Source organism: Kribbella sp. NPDC051770, from assembly GCF_040681455.1.
In the GTDB taxonomy this organism is placed as follows: Bacteria; Actinomycetota; Actinomycetes; order Propionibacteriales; family Kribbellaceae; genus Kribbella.
Genome location: NZ_JBFAYT010000009.1, coordinates 321,995 through 343,934 on the forward strand (window position 1 = coordinate 321,995; position 21,940 = coordinate 343,934).

The 21,940-nt window shown below is 71.0% G+C and carries 17 protein-coding genes and 1 tRNA gene; 5 read left to right on the plus strand and 13 right to left on the minus strand.

What is annotated here, in order from left to right; genetic code table 11:
• Nucleotides 1–127 precede the first annotated feature (127 nt).
• The 6 genes from AB0M01_RS28775 to AB0M01_RS28800 form a co-directional block, all read right to left on the minus strand.
• Entirely contained in the window at nt 128–1,546 is a 1,419-nt protein-coding gene (locus tag AB0M01_RS28775; protein ID WP_363674901.1) for a carboxyl transferase domain-containing protein, read from the minus strand.
• A gap of 70 nt (nt 1,547–1,616) precedes the next feature.
• Nucleotides 1,617–2,852 (minus strand): beta-ketoacyl-ACP synthase II, encoded by a 1,236-nt coding sequence (locus tag AB0M01_RS28780; RefSeq protein WP_363674904.1) that lies wholly within the window; start codon nt 2,850–2,852, stop codon nt 1,617–1,619.
• Between the two features lie 145 nt (nt 2,853–2,997).
• On the minus strand, nt 2,998–3,246 hold the full coding sequence (locus AB0M01_RS28785; RefSeq protein ID WP_130446978.1) for an acyl carrier protein: 249 nt from the start codon (nt 3,244–3,246) through the stop codon (nt 2,998–3,000).
• Between the two features lie 72 nt (nt 3,247–3,318).
• Nucleotides 3,319–4,317 carry a beta-ketoacyl-ACP synthase III gene (locus AB0M01_RS28790; protein WP_363674906.1) on the minus strand — a complete coding sequence of 333 codons (999 nt, stop codon included), beginning with the start codon at nt 4,315–4,317 and terminating at the stop codon, nt 3,319–3,321.
• Between the two features lies 1 nt (nt 4,318).
• A complete protein-coding gene (locus AB0M01_RS28795) occupies nt 4,319–5,509 on the minus strand; it encodes an acyltransferase domain-containing protein (protein ID WP_363674908.1) in 1,191 nt (396 codons plus the stop codon).
• A gap of 78 nt (nt 5,510–5,587) precedes the next feature.
• Complete coding sequence (locus tag AB0M01_RS28800; protein ID WP_363674910.1) at nt 5,588–6,781, minus strand: helix-turn-helix domain-containing protein; 1,194 nt, start codon at nt 6,779–6,781, stop codon at nt 5,588–5,590.
• Between the two features lie 1,705 nt (nt 6,782–8,486).
• Here AB0M01_RS28800 and AB0M01_RS28805 point away from each other — a divergent pair.
• Complete coding sequence (locus AB0M01_RS28805) at nt 8,487–9,530, plus strand: PHP domain-containing protein (RefSeq protein ID WP_363674911.1); 1,044 nt, start codon at nt 8,487–8,489, stop codon at nt 9,528–9,530.
• A gap of 69 nt (nt 9,531–9,599) precedes the next feature.
• On the opposite strand, the gene AB0M01_RS28810 is transcribed toward AB0M01_RS28805, so the two are convergent.
• On the minus strand, nt 9,600–10,985 hold the full coding sequence (locus AB0M01_RS28810; protein ID WP_363674913.1) for an ADP-ribosylglycohydrolase family protein: 1,386 nt from the start codon (nt 10,983–10,985) through the stop codon (nt 9,600–9,602).
• Nucleotides 10,986–11,051: 66 nt separating this feature from the next.
• Here AB0M01_RS28810 and AB0M01_RS28815 point away from each other — a divergent pair, with 66 nt between their 5' ends.
• Nucleotides 11,052–12,062 (plus strand): pirin family protein, encoded by a 1,011-nt coding sequence (locus AB0M01_RS28815; RefSeq protein ID WP_363674915.1) that lies wholly within the window; start codon nt 11,052–11,054, stop codon nt 12,060–12,062.
• Between the two features lie 14 nt (nt 12,063–12,076).
• On the opposite strand, the gene AB0M01_RS28820 is transcribed toward AB0M01_RS28815, so the two are convergent.
• The 6 genes from AB0M01_RS28820 to aceE form a co-directional block, all read right to left on the minus strand.
• Nucleotides 12,077–12,625 carry a hypothetical protein gene (locus AB0M01_RS28820; RefSeq protein WP_363674917.1) on the minus strand — a complete coding sequence of 183 codons (549 nt, stop codon included), beginning with the start codon at nt 12,623–12,625 and terminating at the stop codon, nt 12,077–12,079.
• Nucleotides 12,626–12,703: 78 nt separating this feature from the next.
• Nucleotides 12,704–14,155, minus strand: a complete 1,452-nt coding sequence (locus AB0M01_RS28825; protein ID WP_363674919.1) for an oligopeptide:H+ symporter — start codon at nt 14,153–14,155, stop codon at nt 12,704–12,706.
• Between the two features lie 80 nt (nt 14,156–14,235).
• Entirely contained in the window at nt 14,236–14,757 is a 522-nt protein-coding gene (locus AB0M01_RS28830; protein WP_363674921.1) for a GNAT family N-acetyltransferase, read from the minus strand.
• Nucleotides 14,758–14,798: 41 nt separating this feature from the next.
• Complete coding sequence (locus tag AB0M01_RS28835) at nt 14,799–16,418, minus strand: LuxR C-terminal-related transcriptional regulator (protein ID WP_363674922.1); 1,620 nt, start codon at nt 16,416–16,418, stop codon at nt 14,799–14,801.
• A 43-nt stretch (nt 16,419–16,461) separates the two neighbouring features.
• On the minus strand, nt 16,462–17,556 hold the full coding sequence (locus tag AB0M01_RS28840) for an FAD-dependent oxidoreductase (protein WP_363674924.1): 1,095 nt from the start codon (nt 17,554–17,556) through the stop codon (nt 16,462–16,464).
• 168 nt (nt 17,557–17,724) lie between these two features.
• Nucleotides 17,725–20,448 (minus strand): pyruvate dehydrogenase (acetyl-transferring), homodimeric type, encoded by a 2,724-nt coding sequence (aceE, locus tag AB0M01_RS28845; protein WP_363674987.1) that lies wholly within the window; start codon nt 20,446–20,448, stop codon nt 17,725–17,727.
• Between the two features lie 316 nt (nt 20,449–20,764).
• Between aceE and AB0M01_RS28850 the strand changes: the two genes are divergently transcribed.
• The 3 genes from AB0M01_RS28850 to AB0M01_RS28860 all read left to right on the plus strand — a co-directional run bounded on the left by AB0M01_RS28850 (nt 20,765) and on the right by AB0M01_RS28860 (nt 21,773).
• Entirely contained in the window at nt 20,765–21,211 is a 447-nt protein-coding gene (locus AB0M01_RS28850) for a DUF3052 domain-containing protein (protein WP_363674926.1), read from the plus strand.
• Nucleotides 21,208–21,687: a peroxiredoxin gene (locus AB0M01_RS28855; protein ID WP_363674928.1), complete on the plus strand. Its 480-nt coding sequence runs from the start codon at nt 21,208–21,210 to the stop codon at nt 21,685–21,687. The genes AB0M01_RS28850 and AB0M01_RS28855 overlap by 4 nt, the downstream gene beginning before the upstream one ends.
• 14 nt (nt 21,688–21,701) lie before the next feature.
• Nucleotides 21,702–21,773 (plus strand) — tRNA-Val (locus AB0M01_RS28860).
• Nucleotides 21,774–21,940: the final 167 nt, after the last annotated feature.

Below are 21,940 nucleotides of genomic sequence, written 5' to 3' on the forward strand. Positions count from 1 at the left end.
CGTGGTGCCGACCCGCCGGTCGAAACGGCTTACGAGGACCTCGTCGAACACCCCGCCCAGGATGTACGGCTCGTCGTACGCGAACCGCGCGGCGCGAACCCCTCGGGTTCGCGCCCTTTCTGTTGCTCTAGAGCGGAATGTTGCCGTGCCGCCCACGAACATGCTGGTCGGCCGCGGCGATCGCCGCGGCCAGCGCCGACCGCGTCCTGGCCGGCTCGACCACCTCGTCGACGACGCCGATCTGCCGGGCCCGCTCGATCCCGCCGGCGATCTTCTCGTGCTCGGCCGCCAGCTCGGCCTCGACCTGAGCCTTCAGCTCCGGCGCCACGTCGGCGAGTTTGCGCCGGTGCAAGATCCGGATCGCGGCCACCGCGCCCATCACGGCCACCTCGGCGCGCGGCCAGGCGAACACCCGGGTCGCGCCGAGCGAGCGCGCGTTCATCGCGATGTACGCGCCGCCGTACGTCTTGCGGGTCACCAGCGTCACCCGCGGCACGACCGACTCGGCGAACGCGTGCAGGAGCTTGGCTCCTCGCCGTACGACGCCGTCCCATTCCTGACCGACCCCCGGCAGGTACCCCGGGACGTCGACCAGCACGACCAGCGGCACCCCGAACGCGTCGCACATCCGGACGAACCGCGACGCCTTCTCCGCCGACAGCGCGTCCAGGCAGCCGCCGAGCCGCAGCGGGTTGTTCGCGATCACGCCGACCGTGCGGCCGCCGAGCCGGCCGAGCGTGGTGACGATGTTCGGCGCCCAGCGCTGGTGCAGCTCGACGCCGGAATCCTCGTCGAGCACACCGCCGACCAGCGGGTGCACGTCGTACGCGCGCTTGGCCGACTCCGGCAGCAGGCCGGACAGGTCGGTGTCGGAGACGTCGCCGGAGACCTCGCCCTGGTTCGCGAACAGATCGGCCAGCCGGCGGGCCTGCTCGATCGCGGCGGCCTCGGTGTCGGTGGTGATGTGGACGACGCCGGAGCGCCGCCCGTGCGGCTCGGGACCACCGAGGCGCAGCATGTCGACGTCCTCGCCGGTGACCGAGCGGACCACGTCCGGCCCGGTGACGAAGATCCGGCCCTCCGGCCCGAGGATCACCACGTCGGTCAGCGCCGGCCCGTACGCCGCACCGCCCGCGGCCGGGCCGAGCACGACGGAGATCTGCGGGATCTTGCCCGAGGCCTGCGTCATCGCGTAGAAGATCTTGCCGACCGCGTGCAGGCTGAGCACACCCTCGGCGAGCCGGGCGCCGCCGGAGTGCCACAGCCCGATGATCGGCAGCTCCTCGCGCCGGGCCACCTCGTACGCCGTACAGACGACCTCGCAGCCCTCGTCGCCCATCGCGCCACCCATCACGGTGGCGTCGGAGCAGAAGGCGACCACGGGCGCGCCCGCGATCGTGCCGCGGACGGCGAGCATGCCGGACAGGTCGTCGGGCGTGATCAGCTCGAGCGATCCGGGGTCGAGCAGGTTCGTCAGCCGGGTGTGCGGGTTGCGCGGATCGAGCTCGCGCGGCAGTTTCGCCGGCTTCGCAGGGGCAGTGGTCATGGCCATCTCCAGGGGATCAGCTAGCGAAACTGCCTGCGGGGGAGCCGGGCCCGGAGGCCCGGCTCACTACTCAGACCGACTTGAACGCGAGGGCGACGTTGTGGCCGCCGAAGCCGAACGAGTTGTTCAGCGCCGCGATGTCGCCGTCGGCCAGCTTGCGCTGCTCGGTGGCGATGTCGAGGTCGACGCCGTCGTCCACCTTGTCCAGGTTGATCGTCGGCGGTACGACGCGGTGGTGCAGCGCCAGCACCGTGGCGATCGACTCGACCGCACCGGCCGCGCCGAGCAGGTGACCGACCATCGACTTCGGCGCGGTCGCGATCGCGTGGTCGGTCGCGCTGCCGAGCGCCTTGCGGATCGCGATCGCCTCGGCGACGTCACCGGTCGGCGTGGAGGTCGCGTGCGCGTTGATGTGCACGATGTCCCCGGCGGCCAGGTCGCCCTCGCGCAGCGCCATCAGCATCGCGCGCTCGGCGCCCGAACCGGTCGGGTCCGGCTGCACGATGTCGTGGCCGTCGGCGGTGATCCCGGAGCCGGCGAACTCGGCGTAGATCTTCGCGCCGCGGGCGACCGCGTGCTCGTAGGTCTCCAGGACCAGGACGCCGGCGCCCTCGCCGAGCAGGAAGCCGTCGCGGTCGACGTCCCACGGACGCGACGCGCGCTCCGGGTCGTCGTTGCGCTTGCTGAGCGCCATCATCTGGCCGAACGCGGCCAGCGGCAGCCCGGCGATCGACCCCTCGGCGCCACCGGCGACGACGATGTCGGCGCGGCCGAGCCGGATCTGGTCGGCGGCCAGCGAGATCGCCTCGTTGCTGGAGGCGCAGGCCGAGACCGGGGTCTGGACACCGGCCAGCGCGCCGAGCTCGAGACCGACGTTCGCGGCGGCGGAGTTCGGCATCAGCATCGGGATCGCCAGCGGCGAGACCCGGCGCGGGCCGTTGCGCAGGGCGTCGTAGTTGGTCAGCGTGGTGAGCAGGCCGCCGATACCGGTCGCGATCGCGACGCCCAGGCGGGTCTTGTCCAGCTCGACGTCGGCCAGGCCGGAGTCCTTCCAGGCCTCGCGGGCGGCGACGACGGCGAACTGCGCGTTGCGGTCCAGGCGACGGGCCTTGACCCGCTCGATGATCTCGGTCGGCTCGACCGCGGCCGGCGCCGCGATCTTCACCGGCAGTTCCTCGACCCAGTCGGCGGTCAGCAGCTTGGCGCCGGACCGGCCGGCCAGCAGGCCTTCCCAGGTACTGGCGACGTCGCCCCCGACCGGGGTCGTCGCTCCGAGCCCGGTGATCACGACTCGGGTCTTCGACATGGTTACCTCATCCTTCGGCGAGAGAACTGGGTGCGGGACGCCGGCGTACGGGCTCGGCGGTGGTGCGAGGGAGCCGGCCGGCGCTCACCGGACCCCGCGAGGGGCCGGTGAGCGCACACGGCCAGCACGATCGAGAAGGACTCGATCAGCCGTTCTGGGCGCGCTCGATGAACGCGACCGCGTCGCCGACGGTCTTCAGGTTCTTGACCTCGTCGTCGGGGATCTTCACGTCGAACTTCTCCTCGGCGGCCACCACGACCTCCACCATGGAGAGCGAGTCGACGTCGAGGTCGTCGGTGAAGGACTTGTCCAGCTGGACGTCCTCGACCGGGATCCCCGCGATCTCGTTGACGATCTCGGCGAGGTTGCTGCGGATCTCTTCGGTGCTGGCCATCTGTGTGGTTTCCCTTTCGGATTCTGCTACTGCTGGTACGCCGGGACCGGGGCCCCGGACATCTGAGGGGTACTACGGGATCCGGATCACCTGGCCGGCGTACACCAGCCCGGCCCCGAAGCCGATGATGAGCGCCAGGTCGCCGCTCTTCGCCTCGCCACTCTCGCGCATCGCACTGATCGCGAGCGGGATCGACGCGGCCGAGGTGTTGCCCTGGCGCTCGATGTCGCGGGCCACCTTGACGTGGTCGGGCAGCTTCAGCGAGCGGTGCATCGCGTCGGTGATCCGCATGTTCGCCTGGTGCGGCACGAACAGGTCCAGGTCGTCGGCGGTCACGCCGGCCACGTCCAGCGCCTGCTGCGCGGTCTTGGCCATCTCGAACGCCGCCCACCGGAAGACCGGGTTGCCGTCCATCGTCAGGTGCGGCCAGTTGAAGCTGCCGGCCGCCTCCTGCCAGGACTCCTTCTGGCTGATCAGCTCGTGCTGCGTGCCGTCGGAGCCCCACACCACCGGGCCGATACCCGGCTCGTCGGACGGACCGATCACGGCCGCGCCGGCGCCGTCGGCGAAGATGAACGCCGTACTGCGGTCGGTCCGGTCGGTGATGTCGCTGAGCCGCTCGACGCCGATCGCCAGCACGTACTTCGCGCTGCCGCCGCGGACCAGGTCACTGGCCATCGCGACGCCGTAGCAGAAGCCCGCGCAGGCGGCGGAGATGTCGAACGCGGCGGCGGTCGGGGCGCCGACCTCGACCGCGATCCGGGTCGCGATCGCCGGGGTCTGGTACAGGTGCGTGACGGTGGCGACCACGACGCAGCCGATCTGGGCCGGGTCGATGCCGGAGTCGCGCAGCGCCTCCTTGGCGGCCTCGACCGACATCATCAGCACGGTCTCGTCCGGCTCGGCCCAGCGCCGCTCGCAGATCCCGGACCGGGTCCGGATCCACTCGTCGCTGGAGTCGATCTGCTCCAGGATCACCGAGTTCGGCACGACCGTGCGCGGCCGGTACGAGCCGAGGCCCAGTACGGCGGTGTGCTGCGCACCCTGAACGGTGCTGATCGTGCCGGTCATGTCAGTTCCCTCCGCTGGGGTGCAACCGGACCAGCGGCTGACCGGGGGCGACCGGGTCGCCCTCCTCGACCAGCCACTCCACCACGATGCCGCCGTGCGGCGCGCGGACCTCGAGCTCGTCGCGCAGGCTCTTCACCGTCGCGACCACCTCGCCGGCCTCGACCGCGTCGCCGGTCTCCCGCTTGACCTGGGCCTCGCGGGTGAAGGTGCCCTTCATCGGTGCGACCAGCAGCCGCCAGGTCGGCGACGCGTCGATCTCCGACGGGCTGCCGTGCTTGTCGACGAACGCGCGCGCGTCGTCGAGCTGGTCCGGCGTCTTCAGCGCGAACGTCTCGACACCCTTCAGCGCCCGCTTCGCGATCCCGGTCAGCGTGCCGGCCGGGGTCATCTCCAGGATGCCGGTCACCTGCAGGTCGGCCATCGTCTGCATGCACAGGTCCCAGCGGACCGGCGCGTTGACCTGCTGGACCAGCCGCTGCAGGACGTCGCGGCCGTCGTGCACGACCTGGCCGTCGCGGTTCGAGATCAGCCGCGTCCGCGGGTCGTGCGTGGTGATCGAGTTGGCGTACCCGGCCAGGGTCTGGACGGCGGGCTCCATGTGCCGGGTGTGGAAGGCACCGGCCACCGACAGCGGGATCAGCCGGGCCTTGGCCGGCGGGTCCGCGGCCAGCGCGGCCAGCTCCTCGACGGTGCCCGCGGCAACGATCTGGCCGGGGCCGTTGTCGTTGGCCGGGGTCAGCCCGTACTGGTCGAGCTTGGCCAGGATCTCGTCCCGGTCGCCGCCCAGGACGGCGGTCATCGAGGTCGGGGTCAGCGCGGCCGCCGAGGCCATCGCCTTGCCGCGCTCGCGGACCAGGACCATCGCCTGCTCGGCGCTGATCACACCGGCGCCGACCGCCGCGGCGATCTCGCCGACGCTGTGCCCGGCCAGCGCGCCCATCTTCTGGAACGCGTCACCGGGGTGCGGGAAGACGGCCAGCGCGGCCAGCATGCTGGAGGCGACCAGCAGCGGCTGCGCGATCGCGGTGTCGCGGATGGTGTCCGCGTCGGCCTTGGTGCCGTAGTGGGCGAGGTCGAGACCGGCGACCGCGGACAGCCAGTGCAGCCGGTTCTCGAAGACTGGGTCCTCCAGCCACGGCTCGAGGAAACCTGGGGCTTGAGCGCCCTGACCGGGCGCGACGATGACGAGCACGTGACAACTCTCCCTGAGCCGAGCCGTTCGTGGGCCACGAAGCAGCACGAATTCTACTGCCTGGACTTTGTGGAGATCCTACAAAACGTGCGATCCGGGCTCGGGGTTGAGCAGGCGGCCCAGTGCCAGTGCGACACGTAACGTGAAAGCGTCGCGCGGGTTGCCCGGCGAGTAGCCCGTGATCTCGCCCACACGCTTCAGCCGGTACCGGACGGTATTGGCGTGGATGAACATCGTCCGGGCGGTCGCCTCGATCGATCCGCCGGAGTCGAGGTACGCGCTGACAGTGTCGAGCAGGACCCCGTCGCCCAACGTGAGCGGGCCGTAGACGTCGGTCGCGAGCTGCCGGCGGGCGTGACCGTCACCGGACAAGGAGCGCTCGGGCAACAGTTCGTCGGCCTGCACCGGTCGCGGAGCGCCCGGCCAGGCGGGAGCCGCGCGAAGTCCGGCGACGGCCGCGCGGGCCGACGTGACAGCCGACATCAGGTCCTTGACGACGGGCCCGACGACGATCGGGCCGGGCCCGAACCAGCCGGCCAGATTTTGTACGATCTCCACAGGTTTACTCGTACCACCGAGTACCACGACCAGCCGGTCGCCCTGCATCGCGCACAACGCGTCCGCACCGGCCTCCCGCGCCGCCGCCCGCACGGAGTCCGCGACGTTCGCCGTACCGGACTCACCTTCGAGCGCGCGCCCGACCACGACGGCGACCTCGGACGACCCACTGGCCCCGGTCCACCCGAGCGCCGAAGCCCGCGACCTGACCGACTCGTCCGCCTCCCCACGAATCACCGAGTCGACCACCAGCGCTTCCAGCCGAGCGTCCCACGCGCCGCGCATCTCAGCGGCCTGCGCGTAAACGGTCGCCGCCGCGAACGCCACCTCCCGCGCGTACCGCTGCATCGCCTCCCGCACCGCGGGCACGTCGTCCTCCGGCAGCAGATCCCCGATGGTGTTCTCGATCATCTCGATCGTCGTCCGCAGCAACTCCACCGTCTGGTGCAAACTGATCACCCGCGTGAACTCCCGCGGCGCCGACCCGAACATCCGCGTCGGCATCGACGAGTTCGCCTCCGGATCCCGAAACCAGTCCACGAACGCCGTGATCCCCGACTGCGCCACCAGCCCGATCCACGACCGATCCTGCGCCGAAAGCCTCCGAAACCAGGGCAACTCCTCATCCATCGCAGCCATCGCCGCAGTCGCCAGAGCGCCAGTCGCCCCCTGCAACCGCTCAGCCCGCGCCGCATGCCCCTTCACCTTCGCCACGCCCCGACGATAACCGCCGTGCGCCCGCGGGGCTGGCCCACGGCCACCACCCGACGATCAGCCGCAACCGTGCCGCCCCGACACGAAGCGCTACCCAGCCCACGGACCCCACCCGACGATCAGCCGCAACCGTGCCGCCCCGACACAGCGCCGTCACCGACCCAACTCGACGATCAGGTGCAACCCGCCGCCGTGACACGGAGCCGCCATCCGGCCCACGCACCCCAACCCGCCCAACCGCCGCCCACTCACCGCCAAGCGTCCGACACCCACCACTGACCAACCTCCACCGGACGCCTCGCCGCCCAGCGTGTCGACAGCGTGTCGCCGCCGCGGTGCTGGTTAGACAGTGGTGCATGTCGCGAGCCCCACGTCCCCCGCCTGCGCCAGACACCGCTCAGGCTGCGCCAGACACCGGGCTGCCCGACGTCCTCAGGCCGCCGCCCAGCGCCGCGAACTCCCGAGGCACCCTCCACGGACACGGCGATCAGGCGGACGCCCACCACCCACTAACCTCCGCCGCTCGCCCAGCTGCCCGGCGTGTCGACGGCGTGTCGTCGCCGCGCTGCTGGTTAGTGGGTGGTGCACGTCGCGAACCTGCTGGCCCGCCTGCAAGCGGGGACAAGCGCAGCCGCGCGTCGTACTGCCGGCGCGTCGACACCCACCACTGACCAACCACCGCCGGGCACCCCGCCGACCGGCGTGTCGACGGCGTGTCAGCCGCCGCACTGCCGGTTGGACAGTGCTGCAGGTCGCGGGCCCCCGAGGCTCCGCCTCCGCCAGACACCGCACAGCCCCACGTCCTCAGGCTGCGCCCCAGCGCCACCAAACCCCGAGGCACCCTCCGCGAGGCGGCGATCAGGCGGACGCCCACCACCCACTAAACTCGCCGCCCGCCTCGCCGACCGGTGTGTCGACGGCGTGTCGCGGCCGTGCTGCTGGTTAGTGGTGGTGCAGGTCGCGCACCCGCTGGCCGCCTCCGAGCGGGGACCAGCGCAGCCGCGCCTCGTACGGACGCCGCTCAGCGCCGCATGTGCCCGGGGTCGGTTTGCGCCGCGGTGCTCACGCGCACCGCGCCCGGGCGCTTCACCTCACCGCGCTCTTCCTCGCGGGCAAGCTCGCCGTGCGTCGTGCTTCGTGCTCTCGCGATCGAGCTCGCCGTGCTTCGTGCTCTCGCGATCGAGCTCGCCGTGCGTCGCGTTCTCGCGATCGAGCTCGCCGGGCCCGGCGCTCGACTGGTGTTGCTCGCGCGACGCGGCGGACACCCAGCACTCACTAACCACCACCGGCACCCCGGCCGGCCGGCGTGTCGACGGCGTGTCGGGCGCTGTGCGGCTGGTTAGTCAGTGGTGTAGGTCCGCGGGTTGGGGTGGTGCGGTGCGCCCGCGGGCATGCAGCCGAGCTGTAGCACTGATCAACGCCACCTGGCGTGCAGCAGAAGGCGTGTCGACCGGCGTGTCGGACTCTGCGCGCGTGGTTGGTCAGTGGTGCAGGTTGGCGAGGTGCTGCGGTGTGGGGTGGCCGGCCCGTGGGTTGGCGGGGAACCGGTCGCCGCGTGGGGTGGCGTCGGGGTGGAAGAAACCGTCTGCCATCGGGGCCATCTCGGCCTGCTGTCCGGCGCAGCCCAAGCGCAGGCGTCGGCGCCTTGAGGTGGGCTGGTGGTGGTTGGGCGGGAATGGTCCGTGGGAACCGCCATGATGGGGGGATGAGTGACAAGGCTGGGGTGGTGGCGGCGGTTGAGGCGCTGCGGGCGATCGGGTACTTCCTGGAGCGGGACCGGCAGCCGACTCATCGGGTGAAGGCTTACCGGCGGGCGGCGGACACGATCGAGGGGTTGCCGGCGTCGGAGGTGCGGGCGCGGAAGCGGGCGGGGACGTTGACCGAGCTGCCGGGGATCGGGCCGAAGACCGAGGCGGTGATTCTCGAGGCGATGGATGGCGCGGTGCCGGCGTATCTGACGAAGCTGGAGCAGGGGGCGGCGGCGCTGACTGATGCGGGGACGGCGATGCGGGCGGCGTTGAAGGCCGATCTGCACTTGCACTCGGACTGGTCCGACGGGGGGAGTCCGATCGAGGAGATGGCGCGGACGGCGGCGCGGCTCGGGCACTCGTACATCGCGCTCACCGACCACTCGCCGCGGCTGACCGTCGCCAACGGGCTGTCGCGTGAGCGGCGGTTGCAGCAGCTCGACGTGGTCGCGGAGCTCAACAAGAAGCTGGCCGACGAGTACGACGGGTTCCGGATCCTGAACGGGATCGAGGTCGACATCCTCGACGACGGTTCGCTGGACTGCGACACCGAGATCCTGGCCCGGCTCGACGTCGTCGTCGCGAGTGTGCACTCCAAGCTCCGGATGGCGTCCGAGCCGATGACCGAGCGGATGGTGAAGGCGATCGCCAACCCGCACGTCGACATCCTCGGCCACTGCACCGGGCGCCTGGTCACCGGTGGGCGGGGGACGCGGCCGGAGTCGGAGTTCGACGCCGAGGTGGTGTTCGAGGCGTGCCGGCAGTTCGGTACGGCGGTGGAGATCAACTCGCGGCCGGAGCGGCTCGATCCGCCGCGGCGGCTGCTGACGCTGGCGGTCGAGACGGGCTGTCAGTTCTCGATCGACACCGATGCGCACGCGCCCGGGCAGCTTGATTGGCAGCCGTACGGGTGTGAGCGGGCGGAGGAGTGCGGGGTCGAGCCGGAGAACGTCATCAACACCTGGGACATGGACGAGTTGCTGGAGTGGACGAACAGCTGATCGGTACCGACGCGCCAGGGCGAGGTCGGCTGGCACCCGCGCGGTAGGAGCAGTTGCGCCGCCGATCGGCTAGCCGATCAGCGCGATTGTTCGGTCGGCGAGCTCGTCGATGGTGATGCGGTCGAAGCCCCGGACGGCTGAGCGGACCACGCCGTTGCCCGCGGTGGCCAGCTCCGACGGGATCGCCGCCGCGCCGTGCAGGGCGCCGAAGACCGAGCCGACCGTCGCGCCGTTGGAGTCGGTGTCGCGGCCCGCGCCGACGCAGAGCGCGAGCGTACGGACGTAGTCGCCGCCACCCCAGAGCAGCGCCGTCGTGATGATCGCCGCGTTGTTGATCGTGTGGACCCAGTTGTACGGGAGCGTCTCGTCGATCCAGTCGAGCGCGTCGTCCGATGAGCAGCCTTGCTCGTGCAGGTCGAGCAGGGCGCGCTGGCTGTCGGCCAAGCGGGAGCGCGGCGGGATGACGGTCAGTGCGGTGCCAAGCGCATCGGTGATCGTGTCGGCGACGAGGGCTTGGGCGACGAGGGCGGCGGCCCACTGGGCGCCGTACAGGCCGTTGGCGGTGTGCGACAGGCTCGCGTCGATCAGCGCCAGGCGGGCGGCTTCGGTCGGGTTGCCGGGGCTCACGTAGCCGTAGGCGTCGACGCGGATCAGCGCGCCGATCCACTCGCGGTACGGGTTGCGCGTGGTCGCCGTGTCCGGTGAGCGGAGGCCGTGCACGAGGTTGCGGTATGCCGCGCGCTCGGCGGTGTACGTCTGCGTGAACGGCATCCGGTCGAGCCACTCGCGGGCGACGTCCTCGGTGTGCAGCTCACGGCCGTAGGTCTCAAGCAGGTGCAGGCCGAGCATCGTCCAGTCGAGGTCGTCGTCGCGCGGTACGGCGGTGAAGCGGCCCGCGGAGGCATCGACCGCGGAGGGGTGGAGGGTGATGCCGGGCGGGGGCGTGGCGACGTACGGGACGAAGCCGGTGAGGGGCCAGTCGCCGGCGGCTTCGAGGTAGCTGCGGACGTCGGCGCGGCTGAGGCCTTCGACGGGTTTGCCCATGGTGTTGCCGACGCACCGGCCGAGCCAGGCGCCGCGGATCTTGTCGGCCAGAGCCGGTGTCGAGTGCGCGCGACTTGGCGCCTCCACCACTTGGAACGCGCCTGCAGCGTCGCCCGTGCTGCTCGGGGCCAGTGCGCCTGCGGCGTCGCCCGTGCTGGCCGACGCCCGCGCGCCCGTGGCCTCGCCCGGGGTGGCCGGGGTCAGCAGCGTGGGTTCTGGTTCTTCGTACGGCCAGTCCGGGTCCCGGTGCAGCGCCGCTAGTTCCGCCTCGATGCCCGCAAGCTGGGTGAGGTCTCCGGCCGCAGCGGCCAGGCGGGCTCGGGCCTGGAGGTCGCCGACCGGGTAGCCGGCGCTCGCCAGTTGTTCGGCCTCGTCGGGGACGAGGTCGCGGAGATCGAGGGCGTCGTGCACGGGGGCCTCCGGGATTGGGTGTGTCTACCGGATCACGCCTTGGGTGCTGGAGTCCATACTCGTGGCATGAGCGACTTGGAGAAGGATCCGGCCGAGGTCGTCTGCGAAGGGGCCGTGGCCGAGGGGCCGGTGCTGGAGCTGCTGGAGCCGCGGCAGGTGGTGCTCGGGCGGACGACGAAGGTCCGCCGGCTGCTGCCGAACAAGAACCGCCGCATGGTCGGCGCCTGGTGCTTCGCCGACCACTACGGGCCGGACGACCTGACCCAGCGCGTCGACTCGTACGACGTACCAGGGGAGCGCGGCATGCTCGTCCCGCCGCACCCGCACACCAGCCTGCAGACTGTGAGCTGGCTGTTCGAGGGCGAGATCGAGCACCGCGACTCGGCCGGCTCGCACGCGATGGTCCGCCCGGGTGAGCTCAACATCATGACCTCCGGCCCGGGGATCGCGCACTCGGAGATCTCGTTGCCCTCGGCACCGCCGACACTGCACGGCGCGCAGCTCTGGGTCGCTCTGCCCGAGTCGGCGCGGAACACGGTCACCCCCACCTTCAACGCGTACGCCGACCTGCCGCTGCTCGAGCTCGACGGCGCGCGCGGTCAGGTGATGATCGGGACCGTCGCGGGAGTCACGTCGCCGGCGCCCGCGTACACGCCGCTCGTCGGCGCCGACCTGACGATCGAGCCCGGGCGGACGGTGAGCGTCCCGCTGACGCCGGAGTTCGAGTACGCCGTACTGGTGGTCGACGGGTCGGTCAGCGCGGGCGACGTCGCGCCGGGCTTCGGCGAGATGGCGTACTTCGGCACCGGCCGGGACGCGATCGACCTGACCGCGTCGGCCGACGGCGCCCGGCTGCTGCTGCTCGGTGGTGAGCCGTTCGAGGAGCAGCTGGTGATGTGGTGGAACTTCATCGGCCGCTCGCACGAGGAAGTCGTTGCCGCCCGCAACGACTGGATGGCGTCGGTCGAGGCCGGCGGATCGGCCCGCTTCCCGAGCGTGCCGGGGTACGACGGCGACCCGCTCCCCGCGCCGCCGCTGCCCGGCACCCGCCTCAAGCCAAGGCCCCGCGCCCGCTGAACCACGCTCCAGGATCACGACACCACCACGCGTTCCCGCCGGGCGCCGCTGACCCGGCGCCGGTAGTACGCCCAGGTCAGCACCAGCAGCGCCGGGCCCCACAGGTTCAGCGGCGCATAGCAGGCGACCATCAGCACCGCCGCCGCGTCGCTGCTGAACGGCAGCCAGTCTCCGCTGAACGCGTCCCGGAAGCCGAACGTCCAGATCCCGATCAGCGCCAGGCTGCCCAGGACCGCGGGCACGATCGCGGCGTACGGCGCCACTCGCCGTCCGCCGATCCACGGAATCCAGGCAGGGACCACCTCACCCCACCGCCGCACCAGCCCGAACGCCGTCAGCGCCACCGCCTCCGAGAACAGCGTCAGGCAGACGATGTACACGTGCTCGCCCCACCCGTACAGCTGCGCGGGGCGGCCGGCATCGTCCAGCATCCCCATCGAGAACCCGGCGACCAGTCCGAGCCGCCACAACCCGGATGGCAGCACGAGGAACGGAATCGCGTGCGCCAACCACTCCGCCCATCGCGGTACCGGACGCTCTGTCCCACGCGCTCTCTCGCTCATGCCTCAAGCTTGCAAGGCGAAAGCCCCGAAAACCTCACCCCCGTGGGGGATTCGGCTCCCTCCCGAGAGTGAACCGGGTCAGCGCCGAGCGTGTCGCCGGATCCACGGCGACAAGAAGTACAGCACCACCGCGAACGCGATCGTCACCACCGCGAGCCCACCGAAGTACGCCGTGTCCGACGCCCCCTCGGTCGCCTGCACCAGCTGCGCCGTGATTGCCTGCCCCGCAGCCGGCGCGAGGAACCACAGCGCCATCATCTGGCTCAGGAACGCCTTCGGCGCCAGCACGGTCGTCGCCGCGAGCCCGACGGGGGACAGGAACAGCTCGCCCAGCGTCTGGACGACGTACACCAGCACCAGCCAGAACGGCGAGGCCAGCCCGTCACCGGTCACGGCGGAGGCCACGGCCATGATCGCGAACGACAGACCGGCCAGCAGCAGCCCGGTCGCGAACTTCTGCCCGATCCCCGGCCCGCGGTCGCCGAGCTTGATCCAGACCGCGGCGAACACCGGCGCCAGCACGATGATCGAGAACGGGTTCACCGACTGGAAGAACTCCGGCGAGATGGTGATCCCGACCAGCTCCAGCGACGTCCGGTCGGCCGCGAACGTGGTCAGCGTCGTCGCCGCCTGCTCGAACAGCATGAAGAACAGCATCGCCGCGACGAACAGCGGGATGTACGCCCGGACCTGCTGCTTCTCGGTCGGTGTCACCAGCGGGCTGCGCAGCAGCATCGTGAAGTACGCGATCGGCGCCAGGAAGCACAGGTACGAGATCGCGTCGACGACCGGCTTCGGCCCGATCCCGCCGGAGAACCAGGCCGACACCGCGAACACGACCACCAGCAGCGCGACGACGGCACCGGTGACGCGCAGCATCGCCGGCCGGTCCTCGGCGGTGAGCGGGTTCGGCGGCGCGTCGCCGCGGCCGTGCAGCGTCCGCCGCCCGAGCACGTAGGCGACCAGCGCCAGCGTCATCCCGACCGCGGCCGCCGCGAACGCGACGTGGAACCCGAACTCGCGGCGCAGGAAGCCGACCACGAACGGCGCGCTGAACGAGCCGATGTTGATCCCCATGTAGAAGATCGAGAACGCCGAGTCGCGCCGCTCGTCGCCGTCCTCGTAGAGAGTCCCGACCATCGTCGACACGTTCGGCTTCAGCAGACCGGTGCCCAGGGCAACGAGCGCGATGCCGGCGTAGGCCAGGCCCTCGACCGGTACGGCGAGCAGGATGTGTCCCGAGACGATCACCGCGCCGCCGTACAGCACGGTCCGGCGCGCCCCGAAGACCCGGTCGGCGAACCAGCCGCCGAGCACCGACAGCAGGTAGACCGAGGCGCCGTAGATCGACACGACCGCTTCGCCGAGCGACTGCCCGAGGCCGAGCCCGTGCGCCTGGTCGGTCAGGTAGAGCAGCAGGATGGCGCGCATCCCGTAGTAGCTGAACCGTTCCCACAGCTCGGTGGTGAACAGCGTCATCAGCCCACGCGGGTGCCCGAAGAAGGTCTTCTCCTGCTGCGTTTCCGACACGCTCGACTACTCCCCGTAGATCGACGACAGATCGACTCGACGGTAGACGGTGCCCCAACCCAGCGGCCACCCGGCCCGTGTCAGAGCGTGATCCAGTACCGCCGCGTGAGCCCCAGCCACGTTTCCCGGACGTCCTCCAGCACCCCGCCGTTGCGCTCGATCGTGCGCGCCGACGCAGCGTTGTCGTCGTCGCAGGTCACCAGCACCCGCTCCAGACCGCGCTCCCGCGCCCGGTCGAGCACGGCCCCGAGTGCCCAGGTCGCCAGACCGCGCTGACGCGCCGACGGCCGTACGCCGTACCCGATGTGCCCGCCGCCGTCGAGCAGTTTCTCGTTCAGCCGGAACCGCAGCGTGATCGCGCCGGCGTACTTGCCGTCGTCAACGATCCACCAGTACGCCGCCGGCACCCGCCCCGGCGCGAGCTCGCGCGTCTCGTCGCTCTCCGAGCGCAGCCGCTCGACCCACGCGCCGAAGCCCTCGACGCTGCCCACATCATCGGACTCGTGCACACCCGACCCGTGCTGAAGCTCAGCTCCCCACTCGGCAGACGACTCCAGCCAGGAGTCCCGCAACGCGACCGTCGGTGAGATCAGCTCAGGCATGCCGCAGAGCCTAGTTCCGCGATGCGCCGGACTCACCCGGTTTACAGCAGGTCGCGCTCGCGGGCGGCAGCGACCGCCGCCGTCCGCGACGGCACGTCGAGCTTGGTGAAGATGTTCGACAGGTGCCGGGCCACGGTCTTCTCGCTGAGCACCAGCTGCCGCGCGACCGACGTGTTGCTGTTGCCGGCGGCCACCAACCGCAGCACCTCGACCTCGCGCGGCGTGAGCCCGCCGGCGTTCGGTCGGCCGAGCAGGCGCTCGGCATCCTCGCGGCAGCCGGTCGTGCCGAGCTCGGTGAAGGTCTGCGCCGCGGCGCTCAGCTCGGCTGTCGCGGAGTCCTCGTCGCCGAGCGCGAGGAACGCTCGCCCGATCAGCACCCGAGCCCGAGCACCCTCGTACGGCGCCTGCAGGCCGCCCCAGAGCTGCCCAGCCAGCCGCGCCTGGGGGAGGGCCCGTCCAGGATCGCTCGCCGCCAGCGCGACCAGCGCGCCGCAGTACGCCGCCATCGCGCGCAGCCCCGTGCAGCCGAAGGCCTCGGCGATCTCGGTCAGTTCGGCCGAGGCCTGCTCGGCTTCGTCGAGGCTCTCACCGGCCACCAGGATCTCGACCCCTGCCGGCAGCAACCGGGACCGCTGGACCGGTCCGCCCGTCTCGGCGAGCAGGCGGCGGATCGCGGCGAGCGCGGCCGGCGTACGGCCGCGAGCGAGCCACAGCAGGGCCAGCCCGGGCTGAGGCTCGTAGCCGAACCCGGAGGCCTTCTCGTACGACGCCTCAGCCTGCGCCAGGTCGCCACGGATCCGCAGGACGTCGCCGTGCTCGCTCCAGGCCAGCCCAGCGGCCCCCTGCGAGTGCAGTACGGCGTACCGGCGGCTGGCGAGCTCGAACTCCTCCAGCGCCTCCGCGAACGCGCCTCGCAGCCGCAGGATCTGTCCGCGGTGCACGGCGGACTGGCCGGTGAACGGAACCAGGTCGGGCTGGCTGTCGCACCACCGGGTCAGCGCGCTGGTCCAGGCGGACGCGCGGCCGAAGTCCAGCACCTCCTGACAGGCCTCGACCATCGCGCAGTACACGTTGCCCGCGAAGATCGGTGACAGCTCACCGGCCGCGACCGCGACCATCGCCTCGTCGAGCAGCGTCAGCCCTTCCGGGACCCGGCCGGAGTAGATCAGCAGGCGACCCTGGCAGACCAGGCCCTGGGCCACCAGGTCGTCGTTGCCGAACCGGCGGCCCAGCTCGGTCATCTCCGTGCCGACTCGCAACGCCCCGGCGAAGTCCTGCCGGTCCAGACAGCGGAAGAACTCGTGGATCAGCAGGTAGCCGTGCTCGACCACGTCGTCGGGCTGGTCGGCCAGCAGCCGCTGAGCCCGGGCCACCCAACCGCTGGCCACAGCTGCCTCACCCCGTACGTCGAGCACCAGCCCGAGCAGGAAGGCGAACCGCACCGCCCGCAGCTGGTCGCCGCCGCTGATCGCCGCCTGGTACCCGCGCTGGAACGCCCTGATGCAGGCGTTGTCGTCACCGGCCAGGTACGCCGCCGTGCCCAGCGAGGTCAGGTCGTCCGGGCTCAGCTCGTCGATCGAGGACAGCCGGTCGTACGCCGCGGCCCAGTCGCGCCGTTCGAACGCCTTCCGCGCCCGCTCCAGATCGTCGACGATCCCCATCGCGTGTTCGCCCCCTCCGACCGAGAATACGCGCGCGGGCCGTTCACGCGGCAACGAGCGACCGCGATCGCGCCGCGATCCGCTTGGCCAGGTACTCGGCGTCGCGGCCGACGCCCGGCAGCGTCATCGAGGTGAACGAGAACTGGAAGGACAGCCCGCAGAAGAACAGGCCCGGCGCCGCCGCCGTGACGCCGCGCAGCTCGTCCGGCCAGCCGTCCGCGCCGATCACCGGTACGTCGATCCAGTCGAACACCTGGCGGAAACCGGTGCACCAGACCACGTTCGCGACGTCCAGCACCCGGCCGTCCGCGAGCATCGGCAGCCCGTCCTGGACGCCGACGACCCGCTCGTGGGTCCGGTCGACGCCGCGGGCCAGCAGGTCCGAGCGCTTCACCCGCAGCATCGGGCCGCCGTGGTACCGGATCTCCCGCATCTCCTTGCGGCCCATCGGGGTCCGCCGGGTCAGCACGTGCTTGCCGACGAAGATGAACACCGGGAAGAACAGCCGGGCGCCCTTCTTCTCCAGCCGGACCGGGATCTGTCCGGGGTCGCGCCCGGCCAGCACGGTCGGGTGCGACGTCGCCACCTCGTAGGCGATGTCGGTGCCCGAGTGCGACCCGCCGACGACCAGCACCGGCCCGTCCTTGAGCTGCGCGGGCCGGCGGTACTCGCTGGAGTGCAGCTGCCGGATCGACGGGTCCAGGTCGACCGCGAAGTCCGGCAGGTACGGCGTACGGCCGAAGGTGCCGGTGGCAACGACCACGTTGTCGGCCAGGATCTGGCGGTCGCCGGTGGTGACGACGTAGCCGCCGTCGGCGGAGCGTTCCAGCCGTTCCACGGAGGTCCTGGTCCGGACCGGCAGGTCGAAGCGGTCGGCGTACGACTCCAGGTAGTCGGCGACCTCGTCCTTGGTCGGGTACGACCAGGCGGTGCCGGGGAAGCGCAGGCCCGGCAGGCCGTCGTACCGCCTCGGCGTGTAGAGCCGCAGGGTGTCCCACTGGGCTCGCCAGTTGTCGCCCACCCGGGCGTTCGCGTCGAGTACGACGAACTGCCGCCCTCGTCTGCGCAGGTGGTAACCGGTCGACAGGCCGGCCTGGCCGGCGCCGATGATGACGGTCTCGATCCGTTCGGTGTCCATCGTGGTGCCCCCTCGTCGTGGTTGGTGCCTCGACGGTAGGAGCGGGGGACGGGCGGCCGCGTCGGACGATTTACCCATCTCGCCCACGGCGGGGAATGGGTATTTCGACCGGCGAAGGGCCGCCCACCGGTGACGGTGGACGGCCCTTCGATCAGGCAGCGGGCGCGATCAGGCGCCGGCGCCCTCCTGCTGCACACCGGCGACCGCGGTCGGGTCGTCGATCCGGTACTTGCGGGCGGCCTCGGCGGCCACCTCGCGCTTCACGTCACCGCGCTTGGCGAGGATCTCCAGCGTCGCGACCACGACCGACTCGGCGTCGACGTGGAAGTGCCGGCGCGCCGCCGCGCGGGTGTCGGCCAGGCCCCAGCCGTCGGTACCGAGCGAGGTGTAGTCGTTCGGGACCCAGCGGGAGATCTGGTCCTGGACCTGGCGCATGAAGTCGCTGACCGCGACGACCGGGCCCCTGGTGTCCTTCAGCTGCTCGGTGACGAACGGCACCCGCTCGTCCTCGTCCGGGTGGAGCAGGTTGTGCTCCTCCGCGGCGATCGCGTCGCGGCGCAGCTCGTTCCACGAGGTCACCGACCAGACGTCGGCGGCCACCGAGTACTCCTCGGCGAGGATCTGCTGGGCCTTGCGGACCCACGGCAGCGCCACCCCGGAGGCGAGCAGCTGGACCCGCGGCGCGTCGGCCTCGGCCTGCCCCTCGCTGAAGCGGTACATGCCCTTGAGCAGTGCCGCGACGTCGAGGTTCTCCGGCTCGGCCGGCTGCGCGACCGGCTCGTTGTAGACGGTCAGGTAGTAGAAGACGTCCTCGCCGTACGGCTTGTCCTTGTCCAGGCCGTAGCCGTACATCCGGCGCAGCCCGTCCTTGACGATGTGCGCGACCTCGTAGGCGAAACCGGGGTCGTAGTGCACGGCCGCCGGGTTCGTCGAGGCGAGCAGCGGGGAGTGGCCGTCGGCGTGCTGCAGGCCTTCACCGGTGAGCGTCGTACGGCCGGCCGTCGCACCGACCAGGAAGCCCCGGCCGAGCTGGTCGCCGAGCGCCCAGAGCGAGTCACCGGTGCGCTGGAACCCGAACATCGAGTAGAAGATGTAGAACGGGATCATCGGCTCGCCGTGCGTCGCGTACGCCGTCGCGGCCGCGATCATCGAGCCCATCGCGCCGGCCTCGCTGATGCCCTCGTGCAGCAGCTGGCCCTGGGCCGACTCCTTGTACGACAGCAGCAGCGCGCGGTCCACCGACTCGTACTGCTGCCCGTGCGGCGAGTAGATCTTGGCCGTCGGGAACATCGAGTCCATGCCGAAGGTGCGGTACTCGTCCGGCGCGATCGGGACGATCCGGTCGCCGATCTCCGGGTCCTTCATCAGGTCGCGGAACAGCCGGACCAGGGCCATCGTGGTGGCCACCGGGGTTTTCTCGTTGCCCTTGCTGAGCGGCGCGTAGACCTTGTCGCCGGGCAGCGTCAGCGTCTTCGGCTTGACCCGGCGCTCGGGCAGGAAGCCGCCGAGCTGGCGCCGGCGCTCCATCATGTACTGGTACTCCGGCGAGTCCGTGCCGGGGTGGAAGTACGGCGGGTTGTAGGCGTCCTCGAGGTCCTTGTCCTCGATCGGCAGGTAGAGCCGGTCGCGGAAGGTCTTCAGGTCGTCGGAGGTCAGCTTCTTCATCTGGTGGGTCGCGTTGCGGCCCTCCAGCGCCTCGATCGTCCAGCCCTTGATCGTCTGGGCCAGGATGACGGTCGGCTGGCCGACGTGCTCCTTGGCGCTCTTGAACGCGGCGTACACCTTGCGGTAGTCGTGACCGCCGCGGGGCAGCTTGCGCAGGTCGTCGTCGGACAGGCCGCTGACCATCTGCTGCAGCCGCTGGTCGCCGCCGAAGAAGTTGTTCCGGATGTACTCGCCGGACTCGACCGAGTAGGTCTGGAACTGGCCGTCCGGGGTGGTGTTCATCTTGTTGACCAGCGCGCCGTCGTGGTCCTGCGCGAGCAGCGCGTCCCACTCCCGGCCCCAGATCACCTTGATCACGTTCCAGCCGGCGCCGCGGAAGAACGCCTCCAGCTCCTGGATGACCTTGCCGTTGCCACGGACCGGGCCGTCCAGCTGCTGCAGGTTGCAGTTGATCACGAAGGTGAGGTTGTCGAGCTCCTCGCGGGCGGCCAGGCCGATCGCGCCGAGCGACTCCGGCTCACCCATCTCGCCGTCGCCCAGGAACGTCCAGACGTGCTGGTCGCTGGTGTCCTTGATGCCACGGTTGTGCAGGTACCGGTTGAACCGGGCCTGGTAGATCGAGTCCAGCGCGGCCAGACCCATCGAGACCGTCGGGTACTCCCAGAAGTCGGGCATCAATCGCGGGTGCGGGTACGACGACAGGCCCTGGTGCGGTCCGCGGGAGACCTCCTGGCGGAACCCGTCCAGCTGGTCGGCGGTGAGCCGGCCCTCGAGGAACGCCCGGGCGTACATGCCGGGGGAGGCGTGACCCTGGATGAAGATCTGGTCGCCGCCGCCCGGGTGGTCCTTGCCGCGGAAGAAGTGGTTGAAACCGACCTCGTACAGGCTCGCCGCCGACTGGTAGGTGGCGATGTGGCCGCCGACCTCCAGGCCCTTGCGGTTGGCCTTGGAGACCATCACCGCGGCGTTCCACCGGATGAAGGCCCGGATCCGGCGCTCGATGTGCTCGTCACCGGGGAACCACGGCTCGCGCTCGGGCGGGATCGAGTTGATGTAGTCGGTGCTCCGCAGAGCCGGTACGCCGACCTGTCGCTCCCGGGCCCGCTCGATCAGCTTGAGCATCAGGTAGCGCGCTCGCGCCTTGCCACGCTCGTCCAGCACGGCGTCGAGCGATTCGACCCACTCACGAGTTTCGTCGGGGTCGATGTCGGGGAGCTGGGTCGGCATCCCCTCGGTGATGATGGCTGGTGGTTCGTGTCCGGAAGCCACGGTGTCCTGCCGTTCTGTCTAGTCGATCCTGCCAAGCACTAGTCGGTACTCCTAGCAATCCTGTCACCTGTTCGGAATGCGTTCTACTTTGCGTCCCCCCGAGTGTGGAAAACCGCCTCCGGAGCCCGGTGGGAGCGGACACGCTCGGTCCACGGCACGCGGATACCGGACACGTCACGGAACCCTCGTGCATACTTGCGCGACGCGGTAGGCCACGATGGACTACTGCTACTGACGCCTACCCCCGGTCCCCGGGGACGACGGAGGAGGACACGTGAGCGCGACCGCGGACCACGCGGACGGCAAGAGCGGCGAGCCGAACATGGCGAGCCGGCTCGGCCTGGAGAGCGGCTGGGTCGTCCAGGAGCTCGGCTACGACGACGACTGCGACGACGACCTGCGCGACGCGATCCAGGCCACGACCGGCGAGGAGTTCGTCGGCGAGGACACCGATGACGTCGTGGACGTCGTACTGCTCTGGTTCCGGGACGGTGACGGCGACCTGGTCGACGCACTGTTCGACGTCCTGACCGACCTGAAGGCCGGCGGCGTGGTGTGGCTGATGACGCCGAAGGTGGGCCGGGACGGCTACGTCGACGCCAGCGACATCGCCGAGGCGGCCCCGACCGCCGGGCTGTCCACGACCAGCAGCCTGACGGTGACCGACGACTGGTCCGCCACCAAACTGGTGATGCCGAAGTCGCCACGGGTCAAGAAGTGAGCCCCGCTGCCGTCCCCCAGGTCGGCAGCGCGGCACCGGACTTCACCGCACGCACGCAGCACGGCGAGCCGTTCCGCCTCAGCTCCCTGAGGGGCAGGCGGCCGGTGGTCGTCGTGTTCTACCCGTACGCCTTCAGCCGGGTCTGCACGAGCGAGCTGGAGGCGCTGCGGGACCGCCCCGACCTGCTGGCCGCGGCGGACTTCGTCGCGGTCTCCTGCGACCCGATGTTCACCCTCCGCGCGTACGCCGAGTCGGCGGGCCTGGAGTTCGCGCTGCTCAGCGACTTCTGGCCGCACGGGGCGGTGGCGTCGGCGTACGGGGTGTTCGACAACGACCGCGGCTGCGCGCTGCGCGGGACCTTCGTGATCGATCCCGCGGGGATCGTGCGGTGGTCGGTGGTCAACGACGTACCGGACGCGCGGGACCCCGCCGACTACGCCCGCGCGTTGGCGGAACTGGTCCCCGGACTCGGGTAAAGTACGTCGCTCCCGGGTGCTTAGCTCAGCGGTAGAGCGCTTCCCTTACAAGGAAGATGTCGGGGGTTCGATCCCCTCAGCACCCACCCCTTCCCGTAGGCCGTGGCGGCTTCCTGCCAGTTGGCGGCTGGGCCGTATCCGATCGGCCCGACGCTCGTTGTCTTCTCTGTCAGCGGCCGAACGATTTCTTAACTTTCGGCTGTTGAGAACGGACTCCTCCAGCCCACCCACCGGCTGGTAGGGTTCACGGCTG